The sequence below is a fragment of the Streptomyces sp. NPDC048441 genome, from assembly GCF_043200235.1.
Taxonomy (GTDB): Bacteria; Actinomycetota; Actinomycetes; order Streptomycetales; family Streptomycetaceae; genus Streptomyces.
The window spans coordinates 30,574-48,774 of the sequence record NZ_JBICXM010000009.1; the positions used below are offsets into that span (position 1 = coordinate 30,574).

An 18,201-nucleotide genomic window follows, 5' to 3' on the forward strand; every position below is an offset into this window, starting at 1 on the left:
GCTCAGGCCGCCTCGATGGCCGGGCCTGGGGGGATGGGGGTGCTGGTTCGCTAGCCGGTCAGCGCGTCCAGGGCGGTCCCGGTGATGGCCTCCAGGGTGGCGCGGTCGGCGCCGCCCTGCGCCGAGATCCGCATACCGCCGATGACGGCGTTCAGGAAGCGGGCCAGGTCGCCCGGGTCCCGCGTGGAGGTGATGTCCCCGCTGCTCTGTCCGGAGCGGATGACAGCGCCGATCGCGCTCAGGCGCACGGCGAGATCGCGCGCGAGCATCTCGGCGGCCTCGGGGTCGCGTCCGGCGAGCTCGACGGTCGTGTTGACGGTCAGGCAGCCGATGCTGTGCCCGTCTTCGCGGCACTCGAATTCGGAGTCGACGACCCGCGTGAAGAGGGCGCGAAGACGCTCCGTGGGGGAGCTTTCCGCGTCCTCCAGGATCTCGACCTGACTGGAGGTCATGGAGTCCATGTAGCGGGCCAGGGCTCGCTGGAACAGCTCGTGCTTGCTGCTGAAGGTGTTGTAGATACTGCTGCGGCCCAGGCCGGTGGCGTCGCATAGAACCTGGGTCGAGGTGGCCTCGTAGCCATTCGCCCAGAAGGCGCGCATCGCCGCGTCCAGGGCCCGTTCCTCGTCGAAGGTTCTCGGTCGGGCCATGTCGGTACGGTACAGGTTTTGGAACGGACAGTGCAATACGGGAGATGGTGGGTGCGGTGCGAGGGCATTGCTGGGTTACTGGTGAAGCAGTGGACGCCGGACTCGGGCTTCGCGGACGACACCGGCCAGTGGAAGATCCACTGACCGCGTCGAGCGGCAGCTACCGGCAGCTACCGGCAGCTACGCCCACGCCACAGCGAAGGCCCGCCCGGGATTTCCCGTCAACATCCGCTCCACCAGGCCGTCCCCCACGGCGAGCCCGAGCCGCGGACGCACCCTGCGCAGCAGATACGGCAGGCCGGGGCCACCGTTCACCGAACGTGCCCCGGCCGTTGTCGTGTCGCCGCCCAGGAGCAGCTGGTCCGCGAAACCGGCCTCGGCAAGGGCCCGTACGGCATCCGGCATCCGCCAGTCCGTGGCGTGGTGGGCGCGCGAAGGGCCGTCGAAGGCCAGGTAGGCGCCGGCTTCGGCCGCCTGCCGGTGGACCGCGAGGTCGGGGGAGCGGTTCAGATGGCCGAGGATGACCTTCGCGGGCGGCACGTCCAACTCCCCGCACAGCAGGTCCAGTACGTCCAGAGCGCCGGTGCCGAGCTCCAGGTGGACGGCGATGGGCGCGCCCGTCACGCGGTGGGCCTCGGCCGCGGCGGCCATCGTCCAGCGGGCGTGCGCGTCCAGGCCGTGGAAGCCACCAGCGACCTTGATCAGTCCGGCTCGTACGCCGGTGTCGGCGATGCCCTTGGTCAGTTCCCGTACGAAGAGGTCGGCGAGCCCTTCGGTGCGTAGGCCGTCCAGCAACTCCGTTGGATAGTGGGCCGCTTGATGCAGGCCCGTCGCGGCGACGATGCGTACGCCCGTCGTCCGGGAGAGCTCCGGTAGCTCCCCCGCGTGACGCCCCATCCCGTGCGGCGTCCACTGGATCAGGCTCTCGCCGCCCGCTGTCCGGAAGGCGACAAGCTCCTGAGCTGCCGAATCTGCCGAGTCCAGCTCCTGGCCAGGTAGTTGAGGGCTGGTCAGGAATAGGTGGTCGTGGGCGTCGCAGATCCCGAGCGCCTCGGGGGCGATGTCTCCGAGAACGGTACGGACGGTGCGGACGGTGTGGGCGGTGGGGGTGGCAGGGGTGGCAGGGGTGGTCGTACCCGGCGTGCTCACCACTGCTGCCCCTCCGGAAGCAGGGCCCGCTCCGGAGTGGACAGGTGCAGCACCTGGAAAACGTCACCCTGCCCCTTGGGCGATTCGCGGTCCCAGACGGAGAAGAGCAGCGCTTCCCAGGTTCGCGGGTCGATGGCTGCCGCCGCGTATATCACGCCGTCCTCGAGCGCCAACTGCTCTGTGTCGTGGACTAGTTCGGTGGCAAGATCCCCCAGGCGGGCGCGGGCCGGTATGGGAGTACGGCGCCGTATCGCGGAAGCCGCCGGCATGGCCGGCGCGGCCGACTTGGCAGGCATGGTGGACCTCGCCGCCCCTTCCGCGAACGCAAGACCCGTCCAGTGCTGTACCTCCGGACGCCCGAAGTCGTCGATGATGCCCTGGAATCCAGGGCCCCAGAGGAAGGAGTTCATCCCCTCGGGGGTGTTCCACAGATAGAACGGCGCGTACTGGTTCACCGGGGATTCGGCGACACCGCGCTCACGGATCAGATACGCCTTGGCTCCGAGGCCCGGGTAGTTGTCCAGGAGATGCCCCTTGGCCGCCACCCGGTTGCGGATGATGCCCATGTCGTAGTCCGCCGGAAGCGTGATCTCGTACTGCATCGCGTGCATGGTCATGCGCTCCTCAGGCAGCCGGGGTGATCGTCGGGGTGGTTGTGGGGGATACGCACGAGGCGTCAGATCCTTTACGCGGGAGGGTGGGTGGCGGCGAACAGCAGGGCGAGCAGTCCGCGTACGCCGAAGTCGAAGGTGGCGGGAGATCCCGAGGCCCTGGCCAGTACGTAGCCGCCCTGGACCGTCGCGACGACCGTCGCCGCGATCGCCCGCGGATCGAGCGACGCCGCGAACTCGCCCCGCTCCTGGCCCTCTTCGACGATCCGGGCGATCCGGCCCCGCAGCCAGTCGAGGGTCTCGGTGACGGGTGCGCGCAGCTCGTCGCTCGCGATCACGTCAGGGTCCATCGTCAGCCGCCCGACGGGGCATCCTCGCAGCACGTCGCGCTCGCGCAGCAGATAAGCCTCGATCCGCTCGTACGCCGATCCGGTGCCGCCGAGTACGTCCTCGGCCGTGGCGCGCCACTCGTCGGCCGTGCGCCGGATCGCGGCGAGTGCGAGGTCTGATTTTCCGGCGAAGTGGTGGTACATGCTGCCCTGCCCGGCACCCGCGAGCTGCTGGATCGCCTTGGGGCTCGTGCCGACGTAACCGCGCTCCCACAGCAGTTCGCGGGTGGACTCGATCAGACGCTCCGGACTGCTCATGTACCTACTGTACATACTAGTAGGTACAACCCCAGGGAGCAGCCCCGCACCTCCCACGTACTCCCCGCGTGGTACGCGCACAGCAGCTAGCCGTACGACGACTCGGACCCCCTCGGAGAGCGAGTCTCGAGGTGTCAGACAACCCCGCGGCAATCGCTTCCGAGGAGATGGACACCATGAACACCCTGGCTCAGTTCGACGGCGGACCCGGCCCGTGGATCCTGTTCTTCCCGCTCATCTGGGCGGCCGTAGTGATCGGCGGCATCACCCTCCTGCGCCGCACCGTGTGGCGGGGCCGCCGTGCGCCGTGGCAGCGGGGCGGCGTCGAGGGGAACGTACGCATCGATGAGAAATCGCCCATCGCCGTGCTCGGCCGTCGATTCGCTTCCGGGGAGATCGACGAGGACGAGTACTGGCGGCGCCTGTCCGTCCTGAATGAGGAGTTCGGGCGTAACACCAAGGGCGGTGCGGCATGACCACCGTGACCGGGCGGCGCGGCACCGCCACTCTCGACGCGGCCCGCGTCACGGACGCCGTCAAGGTCTACGGCAGTGGCGACACCGCGGTGCGGGCCCTGGACGGGGTGAGCGTCGGCTTCCCGGCCGGACGCTTCACCGCGATCATGGGCCCGTCGGGCTCCGGCAAGTCCACCCTGATGCACTGTGCCGCGGGCCTCGACACCCTCACATCGGGGGCCGCCCACATCGGCGGCACCGAGCTCGGCACGCTCGACGACCGGCGGCTGACGCTCCTGCGCCGCGACCGTATCGGCTTCGTCTTCCAGGCCTTCAATCTGGTGCCGACGCTGACCGTCGCCGAGAACATCACGCTCCCGATGGACCTCGCGGGCAAGCGGGGCGGCAACCAGGGCGACCGGGAGTGGATCGACGCCCTCATCGACGTGGTGGGGCTGCGCGACCGACTCCATCACCGGCCCACCGAGCTCTCCGGCGGGCAGCAGCAACGCGTCGCCGTGGCAAGGGCGTTCGCGGGCCGGCCGGACGTCGTCTTCGCCGACGAACCGACCGGCAACCTGGACTCCCGTTCCGGCGAGGAGGTGCTGCGCCTCCTGGGCCGCGCGGTGCGCCAGATGGACCGCACCGTCGTCATGGTCACCCATGACCCGGTGGCCGCCGCCCACGCCGACGAGGTCGTCTTCCTGGCCGACGGCCGCCTCGTGGACCGGATGCAAGACCCGACCGCCGACAAGGTCCTCGACCGGCTCAAGGCCTTCGACACGAAGGCCGCGGCCACGTCCGGTACCACCACATCCGGTACCACCACATCCGGTACCACCACATCCGGTACCGAGGGGGCACCATCATGAGTTCCCTGAGCGCGTCCGCGCGCATCAGCCTGTCCTCGCTGCGCGGCCACAAGCGCCGCTTCGCGGGTACGTTCCTCGCGGTCATGCTCGGTGTCGCCTTCCTGGCGGGCACGCTCGTCATGGGCGACACCCTGCGCGGCAGCTTCGACACCATGTTCGGCAACGCGACCAGCGGCACCGACGCCGTCGTCCGCAGCGCCGGCACCATCACCACCCCTGACGACAGCCAGGGCACCCGGCAGCCCGTCAGAACCTCGCTCGTCCAGAAGATCGAGCGGACCGACGGCGTCGCCGCCGCAGCGCCCAGCATCCAGGGCGCGGGCCAGCTCCTCGGCAAGGACAGGGAGCCCATCGGCGGCCAAGGCCCGCCCACCCTCGCGGGCAACTGGATCGGCGACAGCGAGCTGAACGCCTACCAGCTGGCACAAGGCCGCGTCCCCGCCAAGTCCGGCGAGGTCGTCGTCAACCGCGGTGCCGCCGAGACCGGCGACCTGAAGATTGGCGACACGACCACGCTGCGCACCCCCGACCCCGTCAAGGTGACGATCGTGGGCCTCGCGACCTTCGGTGGCGAGGACGGCATGGCGCAGACCACCTTCACCGGCATGACACAGGCCGACGCCGAGAAGTACCTCACGCCGAAGCCCGGCGAGGCCGCCTCCATCCAGGTGCGGGCCGGGCCCGGCGTGACCGAGCAAGAACTGGTCGACGCGCTGAGTCCCGTACTGCCCAAGGGAGTTGAGGCCATCACCGGTGAGGCGTCGGCGGCGGAGAACACCGACAACATCTCCGGCCAGTTCCTGACGCTCTTCACCAGCTTCCTGCTCGTCTTCTCCGGTATCGCCCTTCTCGTCGCGACCTTCAGCATCCACAACACCTTCGCGATCGTCGTCGCCCAGCGCACTCGCGAGAACGCACTCCTGCGTGCGCTCGGAGCCTCGCGGCGGCAGGTCACCGCATCTACCCTCGTCGAGGCGGGCGTGGTCGCCGTCGCGGCGTCCGCCGCCGGTCTCGCGGGCGGCATCGGGATCGCGGCCGGGCTCCAGGCACTCTTCCCGGCCATCGGATTCCCCTTCCCCGAAGGTGACTTGGTGATCAGCGGCCTGTCGATGCTGCTGCCCCTTGCCGTCGGCATCGTGGTCTGCCTCGGCTCCGCGCTGCTGCCCGCCGTACGGGCCGGGCGCACCGCACCCCTGGCCGCACTCCGCGAGACCGCGGTCGACCACTCCGGTGCTTCGCGCAACCGCGCCGTCGTCGGCACGGGCCTCGCGCTCATCGCCGTAGGACTCTCCCTCGTCGGCGTCCTGGTCAGTCCGTCCGTGTGGCTGGCCGGGGCCGGAGCGGTGCTCGCGCTCGCCGCGTTCGTGGTGCTCGGCCCTGTCGCTTCATCGAGGGCGGTACGCATCATCGGCGGGCCCCTCGACCGGCTGCGCGGTGTCACGGGCGGGCTCGCCCGGCGCAACGCCCTGCGCAGTCCCAAGCGGACTGCCGCCACCGCGAGCGCGCTGATGATCGGCGTCGCCGTCGTCTCGCTCTTCACGGTCTTCGGCGCCTCGCTCAAGGCGACCATGGACCAGACGGTGAACCGTTCCTTCGCCGGCGACCTCGCCATCAGCACCCCCGGCTTCGGCGCGGGCGGCAGCGGACTCAGCCCCAAGCTGGCCCCCGCTCTCGCCGAGCGGCCGGAGGTCGAGACCGCGGTCGGCCTCGGCAAGGGCGCGGCGGAGGTCAACGGGGAAGGGCGCGCCCTGACCGTCACCGATCCCGTTCCCTTCGCCAAGTCCTTCGACCTAGGCAAGGTCGAAGGATCGCTCGACGGCCTCGGTACGAACGGCATCGCGATCACCCGTTCGGAGGCCGAGAAGCGGGATCTGACGGTCGGCGACAGGGCCGAACTCGCCTTCGCCGACGGCAAGAAGGCCACCTTCACCGTCCGGGCGCTGTACGGCCAGTCGGAGCTGGCGGGGGACTACGTCATCACCCGCGAGGCCTGGGCACCGCACCGCGCACAGGACGCCGACAGTCTCGTCTCCGTCAGCTTCAAGGACGGTGTGAGCGCGGACGACGGCAGGGCCGCGGTCTCCAAGACCGCGCAGGAGTACGGCAATCCGGATGTGCAGACCCGTGGCGAGTACGCGCAGTCCGCGGCGAGCGGCATCGACATGATGCTCACGCTGGTCTACGCCCTGCTCGCGCTCGCCGTCCTGATCGCGCTGCTCGGCATCGCCAACACACTGACCCTCGCGATCCACGAACGTACCCGCGAGCTCGGCCTGTTGCGCGCCGTCGGACAGACCAGGGCGCAGCTGCGGGCCATGGTGCGCTGGGAGTCGGTGCTTGTCGCCGCCTTCGGCACGGCCGGCGGCCTGGCGCTCGGCGGCTTCCTCGGCTGGGTGCTCGTCAAGGCGTCGGACGGTGCGACGAGCAGTGCCTTCGCGTTCGCGGTGCCGCCGGCGCAGCTCGTGGTGGTCGCCCTGGTGGGCCTGGCGGCGGGAGCCCTCGCGGGTCTGCGTCCGGCACGGCGGGCCGCACGCCTCGACGTGCTGCGTGCCATCGCCACCGAGTGACGCATCGCCAGCGGGCGACGTAGGACGCCCGCTGCGCGGAGCCTGTCACCGCCCGGTCAGCCGACAACGGCCGACCGGGCGGGAGCGTGTCCGGGTACGTGCCCGTCGGCGACGGGCTCCGGCGCCCCGGCAGTCAGGTCCGCGAAGGGACCGGCCGTGGTCGCGCCGTACACCGGGAACGAGGGCGGCGGAGCGAGCGCGGGGGCAGGGGCCGGGGCCGGGAGGGTGAACCAGACGACCTTGCCCGTGTCACCGTGGGGGCGTACCCCCCAGCTCTCGCTGACGGCGGCGACCATCGCGAGGCCACGTCCGCAGGTCGCGAACGCCTCCGCGTCGCGCACCTCGGGAAGGCGGGGATCGTGGTCGTGCACGGAGACCGTGAGGCGGTCGAGCAGCAGCTCGATCTCCACGGTGCACACCTTGTCCGGCTGTGCGTGCCGGTGCACGTTGGTCAGGAGCTCGGTCACACCGAGCGCGGCCTTGTCTATCAAGGGATCGAGATGCCAGTAGCGCAACTGCGCCGATACGATTCTGCGGACCTGGCCGATCCGCGACGGCAGAGCCTGAAGCTCCACGGTGCAATACCTGCTTGGCTGGCTGATCACGGCTGCGACTCCCCGAATTGCGGTCCGGAAGAAGACGACGATCGGATCCAGCAGCGGCCGCGGGGTCTGCCGCCTGCTGTATGGCCGACGGCTGGTTCGCAGCGTCATCGCCGGTGAACCCAGAGTGATGTGAGACCAGAGTGACTCAGGGGGTGCGGGCGTGCAACTCGCAGCGATCCCGCGAGGGGTGCGTGGACCCCTCAGCCCTGTGGCAGACGGCCTGCTGCCCTGCGCACCGCGTCGATGAACTTGCGGACTGTGGGCGGCCCGGATTCGCCGGGCGCCGGATCATGATCGGCGAGGGTGAGTCGATAGCGCGTGCCGTTCAGTTCGGCAAGGGCCCGGTCATCGGAAGCGAACCAGGGTTTGCCCGCCCGCACCGTTTGCACCGGCGCGCTGTCGATCTCGCTGCCGTAACTCGTCAGCAACTCGAACCTGCCGTCGCTGATGCGGACTTGACCCGCCCGCGTGAGGGAGCGCAGCCGCCGTCCGATCCGCACGCCTGTGGCCGTGAACTCCGGCTCCGCCATGACGTTTCGCCCCCTTGAGCGCTTCGGTATGTCGTTCCGTACGAGACCGCCGTCCCGTGCGGTGCAGTCTGCACGCACCTGGCGTCGAGCACCAGTGCGTATGTGGAGGTCGGCACAGGAAGGCAGTGTCCCGTCACCAGTGTGCCGTGCCCGGCTGACACCCGGCTGCCATTCGGCTGTGCCAGGTGTGCCTTTGAGGTGCTCAAAGGTGTGTTTATGCAGGTGAGAAGCGTGCGGAAGGTGCTTATGATCGAGGCGTCCGGCCCGCTCCGAGCGTGGCCGGCTTGACGGCGAGGAGCCCCGCGATGAGCACCGCACAGCAGGATCGAGCCGACAGGCCGATGACCACCCTTGACGTGGACCGCAGCGACGCGGAGTACCGGTCGTGGCTCAAAGAGGCCGTACGTAAAGTCCAGGCCGACGCCAACCGCTCCGCCGACACGCACCTGTTGCGCTTTCCGCTGCCGGAACACTGGGGCATCGACCTCTACCTCAAGGACGAGTCGACCCACCCGACCGGCAGCCTCAAGCACCGCCTCGCCCGCTCGCTCTTCCTCTACGGCCTCTGTAACGGCTGGATCAGGCCGGGCTGTCCGGTCATCGAGGCCTCCAGCGGGTCGACAGCCGTATCCGAGGCGTACTTCGCGAAGCTGATCGGGGTGCCCTTCATCGCGGTGATGCCCCGCACGACCAGCGCCGAGAAGTGCCGACTGATCGAGTTCCACGGCGGCCAGTGCCATTTCGTGGACGACTCGCGCATGATGTACGCCGAGTCGGCTGCCCTCGCCGTCGAGACCGGCGGCCACTACATGGACCAGTTCACCTACGCGGAACGGGCCACGGACTGGCGCGGCAACAACAACATCGCCGAGTCGATCTACCAGCAGATGCGTCTTGAGCGCTACCCCGAGCCCGCGTGGATCGTCGCCACGGCGGGCACGGGCGGTACGTCGGCGACCATCGCCCGCTACGTCCACTACATGCAGCACGACACCAAGCTCTGCGTAGCCGACCCTGAGAACTCCTGCTTCTTCGACGGCTGGACGAACCACGACCCGGACGCCACCAGCGACTGCGGCTCCCGCATCGAAGGCATCGGCAGGCCCCGCATGGAGCCCAGCTTCGTGCCCGGCGCGATCGACCGCATGATGAAGGTCCCGGACGCGGCGAGCGTCGCCGCCGTGCGCGCCCTGGAGCAGGCGATCGGCCGCAAGGCGGGCGGCTCGACCGGCACCGGCCTGTGGAGTTCCCTGAAGATCGTCGCCGAGATGGTGGCCGCGGGCCGCACGGGCAGCGTCGTCACGCTCCTCTGCGACCCGGGCGACCGCTATCTGGACAAGTACTACTCGGACGCGTGGCTGGCCGAACAGGGTATGGACATCAGGCCGTACGCGGCCGCGATCGAGTCGTTGCTGGCTACGGGGTCCTGGACCGAGTAGGCCCGCGTACGCCTCAACTGTCGTGTGGGACTCAGGCGTTGGCCGCCGCGAGGCGCCGGTCGAGGGCCGTGACGGCGTCACGGAAGGCGCGGCCCATCCCCGCCCTGCCGAGCTTGAGGGTGAAGCGGAAGGGTGCGGCGCCGTCCGCGGCGAACGTCCACTGCACGCGGGTGCCGGTCCCGGCCGGGGTGAGCCGCCACTCCTCGACGAGAGCGCGCAGGCCCGGCGCGTTCGTCTCGTCGACGCGGTAGGCGTACCGCTCCGCCTCGTCGGTCGCGATGATCGTCTCCTGGAAGCGCGTGCCACCCTTGAGGCGGACCTCGCGGCCCTTGCCGCCGTCCGTAGGCCGACAGAGCGTGACCGCCGTGAACCACTCGGGCCAGCCCGTCATGTCGTCGGCGAGGGCGCGGTACACCGTCTCGGGTGTCGCGCTCACCTCACGGGCGAAGACCAGACGCAACGGGGCGGAGTCGACGAACTCGAGCCCCACGGGCCTCAGTCGGCGTGTCATCGAACTAGGCCCCCAAGCGGCATCGGGTGGTTGACCGGGCACTGTCACCATAGCTGGCGGGCCGTCAGATGTCTGCGGCGTCCTCGGAGTTCGCGGGACCGTCGGACTCCTCGGGCTCACCCGTGACCACCAGGCGCCGCAGATGCTCGGAGATCTCCGTCCGCGCCTGAGCGGGCAGGCCGGGATCCGTCACGAGGGTGTCGACCTGCTCAAGGGTGGCGAACGAACTGAGGCCCACCGTGCCCCACTTGGTGTGATCGGCGACCACGATGACGCGCCGCGCCGACTGCACCAGACGCCGGTTGGTCTCCGCCTCCGCGAGGTTCGGTGTGGAGAGACCGGCCTCCGCCGATATGCCGTGCACACCCAGAAAGAGCACGTCGAAGTGCAGCGCGCCGATCGCCTGGTCGGCGACCGGACCGACAAGGGAGTCCGACGGGGTGCGCACACCGCCCGTGAGGACCACGGTGGCCGCACCCTGGCGCTGGCCGGAGCTGCGCTGCGCGGAGTGGAAGACATCCGCGACCCGCACCGAGTTCGTCACCACCGTCAGGTCCGGCACGTCCAGGAGGTGATGGGCGAGGGCGTACGTCGTCGTGCCCCCGGAGAGCGCGATCGCCGTGCCCGGCGCCACCAGGGAGGCCGCGGTGCGCGCGATGTCCTCCTTGGCGGTCAGCTCGAGGCCCGACTTGGCCTCGAACCCCGGCTCGTGCGTGCTCGCCTCGACCACCGGGACCGCGCCGCCGTGCACCTTCTCCAGGACGCCCTGGCGGGCCAGCGCGTCGAGATCGCGGCGCACCGTCATGTCCGACACACCCAGCTTGCGGGTGAGTTCATTGACGCGGACCCCGCCCCGACGGCGTACCTCATCGAGGATCAAGGCGCGGCGCTGCTCCGCGAGGAGGTTCTGATTCTCACTCACGTCAGTCCCGGCCCTTTCGCCTCGTCACGCTCGTCGCGCCTGTCCATCGCGCCCGTCCATCGCACTGACTCATCCTCGCATGAGCCACCGACAGACAGCCCACCGCCCGCGACCGGAGCGCTCACTCGGAACGGGGAGATCTCGGAACGGGGAGATTACGTGATGGCGGGTGTGGACGGGGCCGTAAATGGAGATCCTTGTTGCCTGACCACACGCACATCGGGGGAAGCGGAACAGTGGCAGATGACCACAGGGAAGAGACGGCGCTCGAACTCCTCGTCCATGGAGTAGGGGGCACGACACCGGAAGAGATGCTGGGCGATCCAAGGACCGTGCGTGTCTCCGGTGACGAGACGGCGGCCGTCTTCCGCCGTGCCGAGGACGCCGACGCCGAACAGCGCCCCGACGACTACCGGGGCAAGCCGGTTCCGGAGGCGTACGTCTGGTGCAACCTGACCTCAGGCAACGGCTCACGGGCGCTGTGGCTCCTGCTGCTGCCCTTCATGGTGGTCAACCTCGCGCACTGGATGCGGCCCAGGTCGCGGCGCATGAAGAAGACGGTCCGCACTTACGGGCTCCTGGTGCGCCTGGTCGGACTCACCCTCACCGTCCTGCTCGTGGCTGCGGCCTGCGAGGTCGCGATCGACCTGGCGGCCTGGCAGTGCGCGGGCACGCCCCAGTGCGCGGCCGACCGCTCCTGGCTCGGATTCCTCGCCACCGACGCCACGGGGCACGGCGGCTGGTGGAGTCAGCCGGGACGCCGTCTGGCGCTCGCCGGTCTTGTGCCGGCCGCGCTGACCGGGCTGCTCTGGTATCTGTCCCAGCGGACCTGGAGCGCGTACGAGTCCCAGACGCCGCTGCCTCACCAGGACGACCCGGAGGAGGAGACCGGGCGCACCGCGCTGGCCAGGCCCGGGTTCTGGTACGGGCGCAGGCTGGTGGCCCGCCTGCGTGCCGCGCACACGGCCGCGGGTTTCCTCACCGTGGCCGCCGCGGTCGGCGCGTCGGCCGCCCGCCAGGACCGGCGGGGCGGCGGCTCCGCGCTGCTCGATGCCTTCGGCTGGATCCTCGACGTGACGCTGGTCCTGGCGTCGGGCTTCGTGGTCTGGGTGGTGTGCCGCAGGGGCCGCAGCGAGAACAGGCTCGACCGGCACCTGGACGAGAAGCTGGTCCGCTGGCTGCCGCTGGGCGCACTGGTGCTGCTCGCCTCGACCCTCGTGTACGCGGGATGGTCCCGCCCCGGCTGGACCTCCCAGGGCAGGCTGCCGGGCAACGCGACCTTCGGCGGCATCGCCCTGGTCCAGGGGCTCCTGGTCGTCGCCCTCGCCGTGGTCGCCCGCGTCCTCTACCGCACGGCTCCCGACCGCCGCACCGCGATCCGCGGCTTCGGCGGTCCGGCCGTGGCCATGCTGTCCTGCGCACTGGGCGGTGTGATGTCCGGCGGCGGCGCCCAGCGCGTGGCCGACTGGCTCGACGGATCGGGGCAGCCCGGATCCGGCGGCACTATCGACGGCCCGCCCGTCCTGCTGACCTGGCAGGCGTCCGTCATCCCGCCCCTCCTTGTCGTCGTCGCCGCGCTCTGCGGCTGGCTCGGCTTCCGCACCTGGCAGCGGGCCCGCCAAGACCAGCCCAATGTGCCGCTCGACTACCCGGGCGAGCCCAAGGACACCGCACGCACCCGCCGTATCGCGGGCACCCGCGCGCGTGCCGCCCTCACCGACCGCGCACCGCTGCTGGTGGGCATCACCTCATCGGTAACGCTGCTCCTGGGCACGGGTGCGCTGGTCGGCGCCTGGGTGAGCGAGCAGGTGCCCAGCGAGGCCGCACAGGGACTGCCCCTCTTCTTCGAAGGGGCCGCCGAGACCTCACAGGCGCTCGGCTCCTGGCTGATCGGCTTCGGCTTCATACTCTTCGTCACCTGGGGCCGCCGCGCCTACCGCGACCCCTCCGCCCGCCGCACCATCGGCATCCTGTGGGACGTCGGCACCTTCTGGCCGCGCGCCGCCCACCCCTTCGCGCCCCCCTGCTACGCCGAGCGCGCCGTACCCGACCTCACCTGGCGCATGCACACCTGGACCCGCGCGACGCGCGCCACGGGAGGCAGGCTCGTCATCTCCGGCCACTCGCAGGGCAGCGTCCTTGCCGCCGCGGCGGCCTGGCAGCTGTGGCCCTCCGTACGCAAGAGGGTCGCCCTCCTCACCTACGGCTCACCCCTGGAGCGCCTCTACGGCCGCTGGTTCCCCGCCCACTTCGGCCCCGCCGCCCTCAGCTCCCTGCACCGGGAAGTCGACTGCTGGCGCAACCTGCACCGCACCACCGACCCGATCGGCGGCCCCGTCCGCGTGCACCCCGAGGGCGAAGGACCGCAGGTCGACCGCGACGCCCTCAAGGACCCCCTGGCGTACGGACGCACCGAGGAACACCCGCTACCCGCACCGATCCTGGGCCACTCCGACTACCAGGCAGACCCAGCCTTCGCCGAGGAACGCGCACGCCTGCTCGCCCGGCTCAAGTCCGGCGTCCCGTCCCCGCGGCCCGAGGCATCCCCGCCGCGGCCCGAGACGACGGTCACGGCAGCTCCGGCAGATCCTCCGGGTACAGCAGAGTGAGGTCGTCCTTGCTCGGCTCGTCGAACTGGGCGACCCGCCCCGCGTGCCGCTCCACCATCGCCTCAAACGTCTGCCGCGCCGTACGGCCGTTGCCGAACGCGGGGCCCTTCGGAAGTGCGGTGAAGTACTTCAGGAGAGCCTCGCCCGTCCCCGTGTCGAGGCTGTACTCATGATCGTCGGCCTGCTGCTCGACGATCCGGAGCAGTTCCTCGGGGGCGTAGTCGCTGAAGGTGATGGTCCGTGAGAAGCGGGACGCCACACCGGGGTTGACGGAAAGGAAGCGCTTCATCTCGGCCGTGTAGCCCGCGACGATCACCACCACCGCCTCCCGGTGGTCCTCCATAAGCTTCACCAGCGTGTCGATGGCCTCCCGGCCGAAGTCGCGCCCGGAGTCCTCGGGCGAGAGCGCGTACGCCTCGTCGATGAACAGGACACCGCCGCGCGCCCGGTCGAACGCCTCCTGGGTGCGGATCGCCGTCGACCCGATGTGCTCACCCACCAGGTCGACCCGCGACACCTCCACGAGATGCCCGCTCTTCAGGACGCCGAGCGACGCCAGGATCTCGCCGTAGAGCCGCGCCACGGTCGTCTTGCCGGTGCCGGGGGAGCCGGTGAACACCAAGTGCCGACGGATGGAGGCGGCCTTGAGGCCCGCGAGCTGCCTGCGCCGCCCGACCTCGATCATGTCCGTGAGGGCGCGCACCTCGCGCTTGACGCTGTCGAGGCCCACCAGCGTGTCGAGTTCACCGAGCACGTCCTTCGACGAGCGGGACGGCTCGTCGGGGGTGTCCTTCTCGGGTGCCTGCTCCGTGGTGCGCTGCCCGGGGATCGCGCCGAGCAGGCCCATGGACTGCGTGGCCGTCTGCGGTGCGTGGTCCTGCGCCGTGGTCGCCGTGGTCCGTGCGCCACCGGTCTCGTCGCTGGTGCAGTCCTCGACGAGCGGTCCGTCCTCGGCGAACTCGAAGCCGCCGCGCGCGCACCGCTCCGTGCGGCACTTCTTCAGCGTCGTACGACATCCGTCGATGACGTGGAAGCCGTACCCGCCGCTGTCGGTCACCCGGCAGCCGTGCAGGCTGCCCCGGCCGCCCGCCGATACGTAGAAGCCCGCCTCGGCGGGTGAGGTGACCGTGCAGCGCTCGATGGTGGGATCGGCGCCCTTCGTGACGATCACGCCCGTCTGGACGCCTTCGACCGTGCAGTTGGCCAGGGTGCCGCCGCTGCCGTGGTCGCGGAACCACGCGCCGGTGGCCGCGTCGCGGATGCGGCAGTCGTCCAGCTGAGCCGTCGCGCCGTCGCTCACGGACACCGCCGTGTTGCGGACTTGGGAGAGGTCGCTGTCGACGACGTCGGCGCGCGAGCCGCGGTCCAGGACGAACACCGCGTCCGGCACGTCGTGCACCCGGCAGGACTCCAGGACGGCGGTCGCGCCGTCGCTGACCCACACCGCGGGGTAGTCGCCCGTACTGTCGTGGATCTCGCACTGGTTGGCGTCCACGCGCGTGCCCGGGTCCCACACGGACAGGCCGTTGCGCCCGAACTGCCGCACGGTGGAACGCGTCAGGGTCAGAACCGAGCGGGAACGCAGATCGATCGCGTTCTCCGGGATGTCATGGATGCGGCAGTCGGCGAGCGTGAGCACCGCGTCCGTGTCGAGCGTGACGCCGTCCGACGTCGTGCGGTGCACGTCGCAGTCCGTGAGATGCGCCGCGGCCCGCCCGGTGATCTGCACACCCGAGCCCTTGACCTCGTACACCTCGCAGCCGATCGCCTCGAGCCCCGAGTGCTCACCGGTCACCGAGAGCCCGGCGCCCGACGCGTGATGCACCCGGCAGCGCTCCAGACGGGGGTGCGCGCCGCCGCGCACCGCGACGCCCGACTGCCCCGCCGAGACGACCTCGCACTCCTCGAAGACACCGCCCCCGCCGTCGAGCACGGCGATGCCGATGCCGCCGGGGTTGTCGACCGTGCAGCGCCGAACGGTCGGGCGCGCACCGCCGCGGACCTCGATGCCGGTCGCGGAACGCGTCACCACGCGTACGTCGATGAGTTCGGGCGCTCCGTCCTCGACGAGCAGCGCGGGCGCGGCCGAGTCCTGCCCCTCGACATGGAGGTCCTGCACCACGGCGGACGACCGGACGGTGAGCGGTACGCCGTCCGACGGCGCGATGCGGACGGAGCCGGGGGAGCCCTCGGGGCCGCGCAGCGTCACCGCCCGCTGGATGACGAGGTTCTCGCGGTAGGTGCCGGGGGTGATGGTGAGGACGTCCCCGTCGCTCGCGGCTTCCAAGGCGGCAGCGAGCGATGCGTACTCACCCGTGCGGCGCCGCCACCGCGAGGTGCCGGTGTGCGTCACCTGGACCGTGCCCTGTGCCATGGAGTTGCTCTGCCCCCACCTTGTCGTACGCGGGACCTCACGACTTCGCGCGAGGAGCCGAAGAGTTCGGCCGGTCCACCGTAGCGCGCGGGGCGAGGGCGAGTTGACCCGATCGCCAGGCTCTCACCTGGTCATCGCCGGTCTCTCACCGGCTCAGGAGCCGGTTCCGGTCCGTCCCCAGTCAGGGCCCGCCTTGTCCCAGGCCTGGTCCCAGCGGTCGTAACGCCGTCGCACGAGCCGCCAGACGACGAGCCGCCTGGCCCCCTCGACGAGCCCGACGACCGCCACCGAGGCCCCAAGCCCGGCCAGTGCCGCATGCGTGCTCGCGGTCATGTCGTCCAGCGGGCGGCCGACGACCTGGCCGCGCTCGTCCGTCCAGAGCCGGAACTGGTCGCCGGGGTCGGGGGACCGGAGGTCGGCCAGCACGGTGCCGGAGCGGACCGTGCCGTCCGGAGCCGTCCAGTGGGCGAGCACGCGGTAGTGCTTGTCGCGCGCGGACGCCGTCTCGGGATCGGGGTCGATCGGAGGTCTCGAGACTTTCCTGATCACTGTGGCGGGGACCTCGTGACGCACCTCGCGCTGCTCCCGCACGGATTGCAGCAGGGAGCCCCGCGTGAGGTTTCCGACCGCGAGGCCGACCAGCGGCGCCGCGACGGCGATGAGCAGCACGGCAGCGAAGGCCACCCAGGCTTCGACGAGGTCGGTCTTGCGGCACAGTGGATTGAGCCGCCAGCGCCAGAGTCCGACGAGTGCTCGCACAGTCCTGCACCCCCTTCCGCGTCCGTCTTAACCTCGAACGGCACGGCCCACGCGTCGGTGGGGACAAGAGAGAGGCAAATCACCCTTCTCACCCACTCTCAACGACCGCGCCTCGCCTCCGAGTTCCCCGCGCGAGGCCCTTCATTCAAGAAGGGTGAAAGGGTCGCCGATCCGGACCGAACCGGTCGATTCTGGCACCAGATTCTGGCCGAAGACCAGCTGGTCACCGAAGCGCCGGTGCTTGGCGAGCGTCCGCAACGGCTCCTTGCCGCGCTCCGCGCTCCGCTGATCGGTGGTGGTCACGACGCAGCGCCCGCACTTCTTGGCCACCCGGAAGGTGACCTCACCGATCGCGATACGCGACCAGTCGTCCTCGGCCCAGGGCGCCGTCCCGTCCACGACCACATTCGGCCGGAAACGGTTCATGGGGAGCGGCCCCTCGTCGGAGTGATCGCCCTGCGCGATCAGCGAGTTCAGGGCGTCGAGTGAGGAGAGCGTGGTCAGCAGCAGCGGATAGCCGTCGGCGAAGGAGACGGTCTCGCCCTCCTTGCCGTACGCAGGATCGATGGGGCGCCGGGTCGCGGGGTCGGGGAGATGGGCGATCCGGACGTCCGTGTCCAGATAGGCGCTGAACCAGGCATGCGCCGCCGCGTCGGCCGCGGGCACCGCATCGACCTTGTCCTTCCAGATCTCCACCGTGACGGACTCGCCGGACGGCGGCACGGCGACCGTCAACGGCTCCTGACCGGGCGCGGACACGCGTATGCCGCCGCCGGGCAGGAGCTCGGCGGCGGCCAACGCGAGCCGCGGATGCGGCCGTTGCGTGATGATGCGTCCGGCGCTGTCGATCAGTACCCACCGTCGGTCACCCGCGAGCCCCCAGGGCTCGACGACGGCCTCACGCGGAGCGTGTCCCCCGACCGCCTTGAGCGGGTAGTAGTGGATCGAGTGCAGCGCTGGATTCGGCATACGGACATCCTGACAGGAGCCACTGACAGGAACGTATGCGGCCGGATCAGTAGCCGCGGTAGGGGCGGTTGTACGGATCCTCGTACGTCGCGGGGGCGGGGCGGGGAGACGCGGGGCGCATGGCCTCGTAACCCGTTCCCGCCGGGGGCCGCTGCTGTTGCTGGGGGCCCGGGTAGCCGCGCGGCGCCGAAGGCTGCTGCGGGATGTACGGCGCGGGCGCCTGTTGCATCTGCTGCATCGGCGCGTGCTGCTGACCGTAGCCGTACGCGGGGTTGTGGTGGGACGGGGCCGCCGGCAGAGCGGGCAGGGCTGCTACCGGCAGCGCGGGCAGGTGACTGCCCGTGTCGTACGCGGAGGGGACCCGGATCGGGGCGATCTGAGGAGTACCCCGCTCGGCGACAAGGGAGTCGTAGATCGGAGTGTCCGGGAAGGACGGCGCGGAGTAGTAACCGCCGCCATAGGTGGAGCGGGGGGAGGTCATGACACATAAGTTAAGCCCTTGATGTGCTGGTTGGGGAGACCGATAAGAGGGTTG

General features: G+C 70.6%; 17 protein-coding genes. 5 read left to right on the plus strand and 12 right to left on the minus strand.

All coding sequences use genetic code 11. From position 1 onward, the window contains the following. Window positions 1–50: 50 nt before the first annotated feature. The 4 genes from ACGFSB_RS22650 to ACGFSB_RS22665 form a co-directional block, all read right to left on the minus strand. Window positions 51–647 carry a TetR/AcrR family transcriptional regulator gene (locus tag ACGFSB_RS22650; RefSeq protein WP_393402094.1) on the minus strand — a complete coding sequence of 199 codons (597 nt, stop codon included), beginning with the start codon at window positions 645–647 and terminating at the stop codon, window positions 51–53. A gap of 180 nt (window positions 648–827) precedes the next feature. Beyond that, entirely contained in the window at window positions 828–1,709 is an 882-nt protein-coding gene (locus ACGFSB_RS22655; RefSeq protein ID WP_393402755.1) for a phosphotriesterase, read from the minus strand. An 83-nt stretch (window positions 1,710–1,792) separates the two neighbouring features. Beyond that, window positions 1,793–2,407, minus strand: a complete 615-nt coding sequence (locus tag ACGFSB_RS22660; RefSeq protein ID WP_393402097.1) for a DUF4865 family protein — start codon at window positions 2,405–2,407, stop codon at window positions 1,793–1,795. Window positions 2,408–2,481: 74 nt separating this feature from the next. Then, window positions 2,482–3,069 carry a TetR/AcrR family transcriptional regulator gene (locus tag ACGFSB_RS22665; RefSeq protein ID WP_393402099.1) on the minus strand — a complete coding sequence of 196 codons (588 nt, stop codon included), beginning with the start codon at window positions 3,067–3,069 and terminating at the stop codon, window positions 2,482–2,484. A 161-nt stretch (window positions 3,070–3,230) separates the two neighbouring features. On the opposite strand from ACGFSB_RS22665, the gene ACGFSB_RS22670 reads away from it, so the two are divergent. The 3 genes from ACGFSB_RS22670 to ACGFSB_RS22680 are packed head-to-tail and all read left to right on the plus strand — an operon-like array spanning window position 3,231 to window position 6,948. Further along, entirely contained in the window at window positions 3,231–3,530 is a 300-nt protein-coding gene (locus ACGFSB_RS22670; RefSeq protein ID WP_393402101.1) for an SHOCT domain-containing protein, read from the plus strand. Next, window positions 3,527–4,381: an ABC transporter ATP-binding protein gene (locus ACGFSB_RS22675; protein ID WP_393402104.1), complete on the plus strand. Its 855-nt coding sequence runs from the start codon at window positions 3,527–3,529 to the stop codon at window positions 4,379–4,381. The genes ACGFSB_RS22670 and ACGFSB_RS22675 overlap by 4 nt, the downstream gene beginning before the upstream one ends. Window positions 4,382–4,386: 5 nt before the next feature. Then, window positions 4,387–6,948, plus strand: a complete 2,562-nt coding sequence (locus ACGFSB_RS22680; protein WP_393402758.1) for an ABC transporter permease — start codon at window positions 4,387–4,389, stop codon at window positions 6,946–6,948. Window positions 6,949–7,004: 56 nt separating this feature from the next. On the opposite strand, the gene ACGFSB_RS22685 is transcribed toward ACGFSB_RS22680, so the two are convergent. Together ACGFSB_RS22685 and ACGFSB_RS22690 are read right to left on the minus strand one after the other, a co-directional pair. Then, window positions 7,005–7,553, minus strand: coding sequence for an ATP-binding protein (locus ACGFSB_RS22685; protein ID WP_393402106.1), 549 nt, complete (start codon window positions 7,551–7,553; stop codon window positions 7,005–7,007). A 200-nt stretch (window positions 7,554–7,753) separates the two neighbouring features. Continuing rightward, window positions 7,754–8,083, minus strand: coding sequence for a hypothetical protein (locus ACGFSB_RS22690; RefSeq protein WP_393402108.1), 330 nt, complete (start codon window positions 8,081–8,083; stop codon window positions 7,754–7,756). A gap of 305 nt (window positions 8,084–8,388) precedes the next feature. On the opposite strand from ACGFSB_RS22690, the gene ACGFSB_RS22695 reads away from it, so the two are divergent. Beyond that, window positions 8,389–9,522, plus strand: coding sequence for a PLP-dependent cysteine synthase family protein (locus ACGFSB_RS22695; protein ID WP_393402110.1), 1,134 nt, complete (start codon window positions 8,389–8,391; stop codon window positions 9,520–9,522). 31 nt (window positions 9,523–9,553) lie between these two features. Here ACGFSB_RS22695 and ACGFSB_RS22700 read toward each other — a convergent pair whose 3' ends face one another. Further along, the gene (locus tag ACGFSB_RS22700) at window positions 9,554–10,033 is read right to left on the minus strand and encodes an SRPBCC family protein (RefSeq protein WP_393402113.1); all 480 of its coding nucleotides are present in this window, start codon (window positions 10,031–10,033) and stop codon (window positions 9,554–9,556) included. Between the two features lie 64 nt (window positions 10,034–10,097). Then, entirely contained in the window at window positions 10,098–10,955 is an 858-nt protein-coding gene (locus ACGFSB_RS22705; RefSeq protein WP_393402115.1) for a DeoR/GlpR family DNA-binding transcription regulator, read from the minus strand. Window positions 10,956–11,266: 311 nt separating this feature from the next. Between ACGFSB_RS22705 and ACGFSB_RS22710 the strand changes: the two genes are divergently transcribed. Next, window positions 11,267–13,564: a hypothetical protein gene (locus ACGFSB_RS22710; RefSeq protein WP_393402760.1), complete on the plus strand. Its 2,298-nt coding sequence runs from the start codon at window positions 11,267–11,269 to the stop codon at window positions 13,562–13,564. Here the strand turns inward: ACGFSB_RS22710 and ACGFSB_RS22715 are convergent. The 4 genes from ACGFSB_RS22715 to ACGFSB_RS22730 form a co-directional block, all read right to left on the minus strand. Continuing rightward, on the minus strand, window positions 13,524–15,938 hold the full coding sequence (locus ACGFSB_RS22715; protein WP_393402118.1) for a right-handed parallel beta-helix repeat-containing protein: 2,415 nt from the start codon (window positions 15,936–15,938) through the stop codon (window positions 13,524–13,526). The two genes, ACGFSB_RS22710 and ACGFSB_RS22715, sit on opposite strands and share 41 nt — an antisense overlap. Window positions 15,939–16,091: 153 nt before the next feature. After that, window positions 16,092–16,697: a hypothetical protein gene (locus ACGFSB_RS22720; RefSeq protein ID WP_393402120.1), complete on the minus strand. Its 606-nt coding sequence runs from the start codon at window positions 16,695–16,697 to the stop codon at window positions 16,092–16,094. A 141-nt stretch (window positions 16,698–16,838) separates the two neighbouring features. Next, the gene (locus ACGFSB_RS22725; RefSeq protein ID WP_393402122.1) at window positions 16,839–17,666 is read right to left on the minus strand and encodes an MOSC domain-containing protein; all 828 of its coding nucleotides are present in this window, start codon (window positions 17,664–17,666) and stop codon (window positions 16,839–16,841) included. A gap of 46 nt (window positions 17,667–17,712) precedes the next feature. Continuing rightward, window positions 17,713–18,147, minus strand: coding sequence for a DUF6643 family protein (locus ACGFSB_RS22730; protein ID WP_393402125.1), 435 nt, complete (start codon window positions 18,145–18,147; stop codon window positions 17,713–17,715). Window positions 18,148–18,201 lie beyond the last annotated feature (54 nt).